The 7,747-nt window shown below is 68.4% G+C and carries 6 protein-coding genes; all 6 read right to left on the reverse strand.

Annotation, left to right across the window (positions count from 1 at the left end; all coding sequences use genetic code 11):
• Nucleotides 1–98 precede the first annotated feature (98 nt).
• Nucleotides 99–1,490 carry a DUF1116 domain-containing protein gene (locus tag VFZ66_06940; protein ID HEX6288907.1) on the reverse strand — a complete coding sequence of 464 codons (1,392 nt, stop codon included), beginning with the start codon at nt 1,488–1,490 and terminating at the stop codon, nt 99–101.
• Entirely contained in the window at nt 1,487–2,944 is a 1,458-nt protein-coding gene (gene fdrA / locus VFZ66_06945; protein HEX6288908.1) for an acyl-CoA synthetase FdrA, read from the reverse strand. The genes VFZ66_06940 and fdrA overlap by 4 nt, the downstream gene beginning before the upstream one ends.
• Nucleotides 2,945–2,949: 5 nt before the next feature.
• Complete coding sequence (locus VFZ66_06950; GenBank protein ID HEX6288909.1) at nt 2,950–3,846, reverse strand: DUF2877 domain-containing protein; 897 nt, start codon at nt 3,844–3,846, stop codon at nt 2,950–2,952.
• 14 nt (nt 3,847–3,860) lie between these two features.
• Nucleotides 3,861–4,391, reverse strand: a complete 531-nt coding sequence (gene tpx / locus VFZ66_06955; protein HEX6288910.1) for a thiol peroxidase — start codon at nt 4,389–4,391, stop codon at nt 3,861–3,863.
• Between the two features lie 53 nt (nt 4,392–4,444).
• Nucleotides 4,445–5,842: an amidase gene (locus VFZ66_06960; GenBank protein HEX6288911.1), complete on the reverse strand. Its 1,398-nt coding sequence runs from the start codon at nt 5,840–5,842 to the stop codon at nt 4,445–4,447.
• A 1-nt stretch (nt 5,843) separates the two neighbouring features.
• On the reverse strand, nt 5,844–7,747 hold a 1,904-nt coding region (locus VFZ66_06965; GenBank protein HEX6288912.1), incomplete at its 5' end, for a molybdopterin cofactor-binding domain-containing protein.

Genomic DNA, 7,747 nt, shown 5'->3' on the forward strand with positions numbered 1-7,747 from the left:
TATCAGCTCCTTGGTTTGAGTTTTGCAAGCCCTCACCCCTCTCTCTTACCACAGTGAGAGAGGAGGAGAAGGAGACGGTGGGGCTACCCGCCCCGGCCTCACGGCCTTTGCTCTTCTACCAGCGCCAGCAGCGCCTGCTCGAAGCACTCGCGGGGCGGATGCACCAGACCAGCGCCGACCATCCCGATGCCTGGCTCGCGATGGGCGATGCCGGTATTGATGATTGGCAGGATGCCCGTCTCGACCACGCGCCGCACGTCGATGCCGGTGGGAGCGCCCCGGAAGTTGAGCGCGGGCAGCGTAAAGGCCGGATTCTCCGCCAGCGTCAGCTCGTACATCGACAGCGTGTAGCGCAGCGCGTCCGCCGCCGTGCCGCCCACGAAGCCGACGATCGCCGGAGCGTTGCCCATGCAGAGGCCGCCGATGCCGCCCGTCTCGGTGATCGCCGAGTCGCCGATGTCGGGGTTGGCGTCGGCCTCGGTGAAGCCGGGGAAGAACAGGCCCCTGATCGTCTGGGCGGGCGCGGTAAACCAGCGGTCGCCGGTGCCGCTCACGCGAATGCCGAACTCGGTGCCGTTGCGCGCCATCGTCGTCACCAGCGTCGAGCGGGGGATATTGTGAGCCGCGTCGAGGCTGCACTTCATCGCGGGCATCGACAGATTGAGGAAGAAATGATCGTTGCCGCTGATGAACGCGAACGCCCGCGCCACCGTCTCGCGGTCGGCGGAGCCTGCCAGCAGATGCGGCGTGATCGCGCGGATAAAGAGCGAGGTTCCGGCCCGGTTGCGATTGTGGCACTCGTCGCCCATATGTAGCGCCTGCGCGATGAGCGCCTGAAGGTCGAGCCCGCCGGAGCGCTCGATCGCCTCGCGCAGCGCCGGGTAGAAGCGCTCGGCGATCCACTTGAGCTTCTCGATCACGTCGGGAGCGTACGCGCCGTAGCGCAGCACCTTGCCCAGGCCCTCGTTGACCGTGGCATAGGCGCGATTGCCCGCCGCGCGATTCTCGACGATAAAGACCGGCATCGAGGCGGTGATCACCCCGGCCATCGGCCCGACAGCGGCGCGCTCGTGACAGGGCACGAAGCGAATCGCCCCCGACGCCGCCAGCGCCGTCGCGTCCTCCTCGGACTGAGCCAGGCCCTCGTAGATCAGCCCGCCGATCACCGCGCCGCGCAGCGGCCCCGACATCTGATCCCACTGGATAGGCGGTCCCGCGTGCAGCACCGTCGTCTGCGTCATGCCGGGAATGATCTCGCCCGCGATGCCCATCCCGACGAGCACCGGCCTGGCCTGAAGCAGCCGCTCGATCGCCTGCCGGTTGGCCTGCTCCACGTCGGGCCGCTCCAGCGCCGCCAGCGCCGCTGCCAGCCGGGGATTGCCGCCGCCCGGCGGCTGCCAATCGACATGCAGGACGGTCGCGCCCTGAGCGGCGAGCGCGTCGGCAAACAGCGATGTCCCGATGTTCAGAATGCGCGGCTCGGCGATCATCTGGTGGCCTCCCTGGCTTTCAAAATCAACCCGGCCAGTCCGGCGGCCTCAAGATTCGACTCGGCGACGACCGCGCCTGCCGCCTGCAACTGCGCGACCTGGCGGCTGCGATGCTGCGGATCGGCGTCGGTGCCGCAGACGTAGACCACGACCGGCTGCGCGATCTCGCTGAGCGCGGGAGCCAGCGCGGCTGCCGGATCGGGATGCGCGCCGTGGCCCAGCACCACATCCAGCAGCAGAGCCGCCGTGCTTGGATCGGCGGCGGCCTCGCGCAGCTTGTGCAGCCGCAGCGTGAAATCGATCATCGGGTGGGGACGGCCCACGGTGTACTGGTCGTCGCCATAGTCGATCAGCTCGGCCTGCTCGGTAAGGCCCATCTGCGCAAGCTCAAGCCTGGCCTCGTCGCAGAGCGTGCCGCCCGAAAAGAGGCCGCGCAGCCGCGTGCCGGTGGCCGGAATCTGCGCCGCCAGCGCCACAGCTACCTCGCCGAGCGCGGTGTCATCCTGAGGCATGGCGGCCTGTCCAACGGCCAGCGCCGCCGCATCGCGCAGATTGGTCGCCAGCTCGACGCCAGCGGGCGCGTCGCCCCGGTAGCCCAGGAAGCAGGCCAGCCCGCGCTTGCCGGAGCCGCGCAGCTCGTCGAGCACCGCCGCCGCCACATCGGGATGGGGCGGCTTCGAGATCAGCAGGATCGTCTCGGTTTCGTCGTCGCGCGCCAGCAGCTCAATGCCCGCGCGCATCATCAGCCCGCCGACCTCAGGCCAGAGATCGCGCCCGCCGGTGCCGATGATCTGGCTCACGCCGCCGCCGTAGCGGTCGATCAGCGTGCTGACCTCCTGCGCGCCCGTGCCGGAGGCGCTGACGATGCCGATCGAGCCGCGCCGCACGACATTGGCGAAGCACAGCCCAGCGCCGCCAAGCATCGCCGTGCCACAGTCCGGCCCCATGCAGAGCAGGCCGCTAGCGCGCGCAAGCTGCTTTAGCTCGATCTCGTCTTCGAGCGCGACGTTATCGGAGAAGAGCATCACGTGCAGGCCGCTGCGCAGCGCTTGCAGCGCCTCGCGTTTGGCGAACGGGCCGGGCACCGAGATAATCGCGAGATCGGCGTCCGGCAACTGCCTGAGCGCGGCAGTAATCGTGCGCGGCGCTGGCTGTGCGCCGGATTCGTTGCTCGTCGCATTGCTGCGGCTGAGCGTTGTCTCGACGGCTGCGAGCGCCGCCTGGAGTGCCGCCGCGTCCTGCGCCTGGATCGCGACGATCAGGTCGTCGGGCTGCGCGGCGCTGGCCTCGTCGGCGAGCAATCCAACGCCTGCCAGCAGCGCCTTGTTGTGGTCGGTGCCCATCACCACCACGGCCTGCTCGACGCCGCGCAGCGCGGAAATCTGCTGGCTGATGCGCATCAGCGTCACCGAGTCGTAGTACGAGTGGGGCTTGATCAGCAGGTGTTGCTCCATCCTGGCTATCCTTGAGTGTTCCTAACAAAACCTCTAGGGAAGGAAAAGATCGATGGGGGACACCCCACACCCCCGTGCTCGCTTCCGGCTTCGCCCATGCCCACCAGACGCAGCCCGATCATGATCCCGGCGAGCGTGTCCGCTCCGGAGCTTGCGCCGTAGTGTAGCACGGTTTCGATCCGGTCCAGCCAGGCGGGCGCGGGCTGAGTAAAAAGGTCGCGCAGCAGCAGCAGCGTAGGCTCGCGCGCCAGGCCGTCCGCAGCCCAGTGCAGCAAGGCACGACCGAGCCGGGTTGTGTAGGCGCTTCGGGCAAGCTCGCGGAGCGCCTGAGCCTGCGGATGCCGCGCGTAGTGCAGCGTCAGCAGCAGCCCGACGAGCAGATCGTCGCCTGCCGGAGTCGCGCCGGGGCCAAGGCCGATCAGGCTGCGCGCCGCATCAGGAGCGGGCAGCGCGGCGATCGACGGCCCAGCCTGTGCGGCCAGCGCGCGCTGCATCGGCGATGTCGGCGCTTTGCCAAGCACGATCGGCAGCAGCCCATGCTCGATCGGATAGCGCTCCAGGGCCGTCGCCAGCGCCGCAGCATTGTCGATCGTCGGCGGGGCGGAAGGGGCGGAGTCGGCGGCAGACCAGCGCCGCGCCTTGCTCCAATCGAGCGACGGCCCTGCCGCGAAGCGCAGGCCATGATCGAGCGGCGTGAAGCGCGTGCCGACCGGCCACGGACGCGGCGCGACGAGCACCGCGTTCGGGCCGTTGCCCAGCTCCGGCGCGGCAAGCGTGATCAGCGTGCCCGCCTCGGTTTCGAGTGTGCAGGTGCGGCGGTGTGTCGCGATCACCCTGCCGGGATCTCGTGCCGCATCCAGCCGCGCATCGATCGACACCGCACGCACGGTCCCTACCGACATTATTGCCGCCCGGATCAGTCGGCAGCATCGCGCGCCGCAGCACACGCCGCTTCGTAGTCCGGCTCGCGCATCTGGTCCACGACATAATCGGCGTACACAATCCGATTCTCGCGGTCGATCACGAAGACAGCCCGTTGCAGCAGCCGCCACTCCTTGATCAGCACGCCGTAGTCCTGCCCGAACTTCTCGCTCTTGTGCGCCGAAAGCGACTGATGGTTGACGTTCTCGGCGATGTGCCAGCGGGCCTGCGCGAACGGCAGATCCATGCTGATCGTATAGACGACCACATCGGCGGGCAGATTGGCACGCAGCTCTTCCCAGCGGCGCGTTTCGACATGGCAGACCGGCGTGTCAAGCGAGTTGACCACGTTGAGCAGCCGGACCTTTCCCGGCGAGTCCGAGAGGCGCACGCTCTGCATCACCCCATCCTGAGGATCGAAGCGCTCCAGCGTGAAGTCGGGCGCGGTATCGCCGGGCTTGAGCTTGCTGCCGACGACCGTCAGGTGCTCGTTGAGTTCAAACGCGGCGTTGGTTCGCTCCTCCATGACCATCCTCCTTGATTGGCGCGCTGTTAATCAGGTTCATTGGCCTCGTACGCTCAGATCGGCGGCTGCCGCTCATGCCACTCCGTCGCCTGCTCGAAGGCCGCGCCCGCTCGCAGCACCGCAGCCTCGGCCCACGCCCGCCCGACGATCTGCAAGCCGATCGGCAGATTGTCGCCGGTGAAGCCGCACGGCAGCGAGAGCGCGGGCACGCCCGCCAGGTTGAATGGCGCGGTAAAGCTCACCAGCGAAGGCCGCGTCGATTTAGCCTCCTCCGACTCGTGAATCAACGGCGCAGCGACCGGCGTCGTCGGCGTCAGCAGGATCTCGTAGTCGGCAAAGAGACGCTCGATCTCCCGGCGAAACGTGGCCTGCATCCGCCGCGCAAGCGCATACTCGACCGCCGTGAGCTTCGCGCCGCTCTGGAGCGCCTCAAGCACATCCGCGCCGAAGTCGTCGGGCTGCTCCTGCAAGCGCTCCCGATGGTAGGCCGCTGCGTCGCCCACGATCATGTTGAGCGTCGACCGGGTGGCGGCCTGCGCCTCCGGCAGCGCGATCTCGCGTACCTGCGCGCCAAGCTGCTCGAAGACCTGAGCCGCGCGCCGTACCGCCTGGGCCACAGCGGGATCGACGGGCTTTGAGGCCGAGGTAAAGCCATCCAGCGCCAGCGCCACGCGCCAGCCCCGGACGCCCGCCTCAAGCCGCGCCGTGTAGTCCTCGGCGGGCATATCGAGCGAAGCCGGATCGCCGGGATCGTCACCCGCGAGCGTCTGGAGCAGCAGCGCCACGTCACGCACCCGCCGCCCCATCGGCCCGGCGTGGTCCAGGTTCCAGCTTAGCGGCAGCCCGCCGCGCATGCTGACGCGCCCAAAGGTTGGCTTGAGGCCGACCACGCCGCAGAAGGAGGCGGGAATGCGGATCGAGCCGCCGGTATCGCTGCCGAGCGCGCCCAGGCAGAGCCGCGCGCTCAGCGCCGCGCCCGATCCGCCCGACGAGCCGCCCGCGATATGCTCGCGGCTCCACGGATTGCGGCAGGTACCCCAGTGCGGATTAATCGAGGTCACGCTCATCGCCCACTCGTGCATATTCAGCTTGCCGAGCAGGATCGCCCCGGCGGCGCGCAGCCGCTCCACTACGGCGCTATCGGCGGTGGAGATGTACGCGGCCAGATGCTTCGATCCGGCGGTAGTGCGCACGCCGCGCGTCTCGAAGAGATCTTTGATCGCCAGCGGCAGGCCATGCAGCGGCCCGCGATACGCGCCGCGCCCGATCTCGGCCTGGGCCTGCCGCGCCTGCTCAAGCGCTGCCTCGCCCGTGACGGTGATAAAGCTGTGCACCTGGGGATCGAGCCGCGCGATCCGATCGAGATGCGCCTCCGTCAGCTCCACGGGCGAGACGGCGCGGCGGGCAATCAGATCGGCGGCCTGCTTCAGCGTCAGCGCGGTCAGATCCATCTCACGCTCCCACCTGCTGACGAGCCTGCTGCACCAGCTCCCACAGCTTGCTGGGACTGAGCGGAATCTCCAGAATCTCGATGCCGCTACCGGCCAGCGCGTCTTCCAGCGCCTGCGCGTAGAGCGGCCCGACCGGAATCGCGCCTGCCTCGCCCGCGCCTTTGACGCCCAGCGGGTTGAGCGGCGATGGCGTTTCCTCGTGTCCGATGTCGATACGCGGCACGTCCGTTGCGGTCGGCAGCAGGTAGTCCATGAACGAGGCGTTGAGCAGTTGACCGCTCTCGTCGTAGAGCAACTGCTCGTAGAAGGCGTTGCCGATGCCCTGCGCGACGCCGCCGTGAACCTGGCCCTCAAGGATCAGCGGGTTGATCACCGTGCCACAGTCGTGGACGACCACATAGCGATGGATCTTCAGGTTGAAGCTGTCGGGATCGACCTCGACGATCATCGCGTGCGCGCCGCTGGCGGTCGCGCCCATTGGCGGGCCGAAGTAGGCCGTGGCCTCCAGGCCGGGCTCGGTGCCGGGCTGGACCGCGCCGCGCAGTGGGTTGGCCCGCGCCGCCAGCGTGGCGAGGCTGATCCGCGCTTCGGGAGCGCCGCGCACCTGGGCGTAGCCGTCCACCAGCTCGATGTCCTCCGCCGCCGCCTCCAGCTCCTCCGCCGCCAGCCGCAGCGCTTTCTGGCGCACCTGCTGGGCGGCAGCATGAACCGCAGCGCCCGCGACGGTCGCGCCCCGGCTGGCGAAGGTGCCAGTGCCCCAGTTGAACTGCGCGGTATCGCCCGTCGAGACGAGCACCTGCTCGATCGGCACGCCCAGCGCGTCGGCGGCGATCTGCGCGAAGACCGTGTAGTGACCCTGCCCCTGCGTCCCGACTCCCGTCGCCACCGTGATCTTGCCGGTCGCCTCGACCTGCACGCGCGCGCCCTCGTACGGCCCGATGCCGGTGCCCTCGACGTAGAGCACCAGCCCGATCCCGACCAGCCTGCCCTCGGCGCGCAGGCGCGGCCCTTCGCTCCGGCGAAACTCGTCCCAGCCGATCATCTGCTTCGCTTTGTCGAGCACCGGCTCATAGTTGCCGCTGTCGTAGGTCAGCTTGGTAAAGTCCTGAAAGATAATCTCATTGCACCACGGAAACTGGTCGGGCGGGATCAGGTTGCGGCGGCGCAGCTCAAGCGGATCGATGCCCAGCTCTCTGGCGGCGATGTCCAGCAGCCGCTCGATCACGAACACGCCATGCTGGCGGCCAGCGCCGCGATAGGGCGTCACGATCATTTTGTTGGTAAAGATCGCCTTGAACTCGGTGTAGTAGTGCGGCACGACGTACGGCCCCAGCAGCGTACACTGCGTGTTGAGCGGCACGGTCAGGCCGTAGGGATCGTACGCGCCGGTGTCGTGAAGAAACACATCTTTGACGCCCAGGATCTTGCCGTCGCGGGTCAGCGCGATCTCGGCGTCGTGGACCTGGCCGCGCTCGTGGGTCATGGCGAGAAAATTCTCCAGCCGGTCCTCGATCCATTTGATCGGACGCTCAAGGCGCATCGCGGCCCACGGCACCAGCGTCTCCTCAGGGTAGAACATCATGATCTTGGGTCCGAAGCCGCCGCCGACAAAGCGGGCGATCACCCGCACCTGCCGCTCCGAGAGGCCCAGCATCCGCGCCAGCCCATTGCGAATCGGAATCGGAGCCTGGGTCGAATCCCACACGGTAAGCTGGCGCGCCAGCGGCTCGTAGTGCGCGACGACGCCCCGGCCTTCCATCGGCGCTGCCGTGCCGCGATCGTAGAGCATGCGCCGCGCGACGATCAGATCGGCCTGCGCGCGGGCGGCGGCGTAGTCACCCTTGGTCTGGATCACATGCGCCGCGACGTTCGAGCCAAGATCCTGGTGCACCAGCGTGCTGTCGG

The sequence above is a fragment of the Herpetosiphonaceae bacterium genome (genome assembly GCA_036374795.1).
Lineage (GTDB): Bacteria > Chloroflexota > Chloroflexia > Chloroflexales > Kallotenuaceae > LB3-1.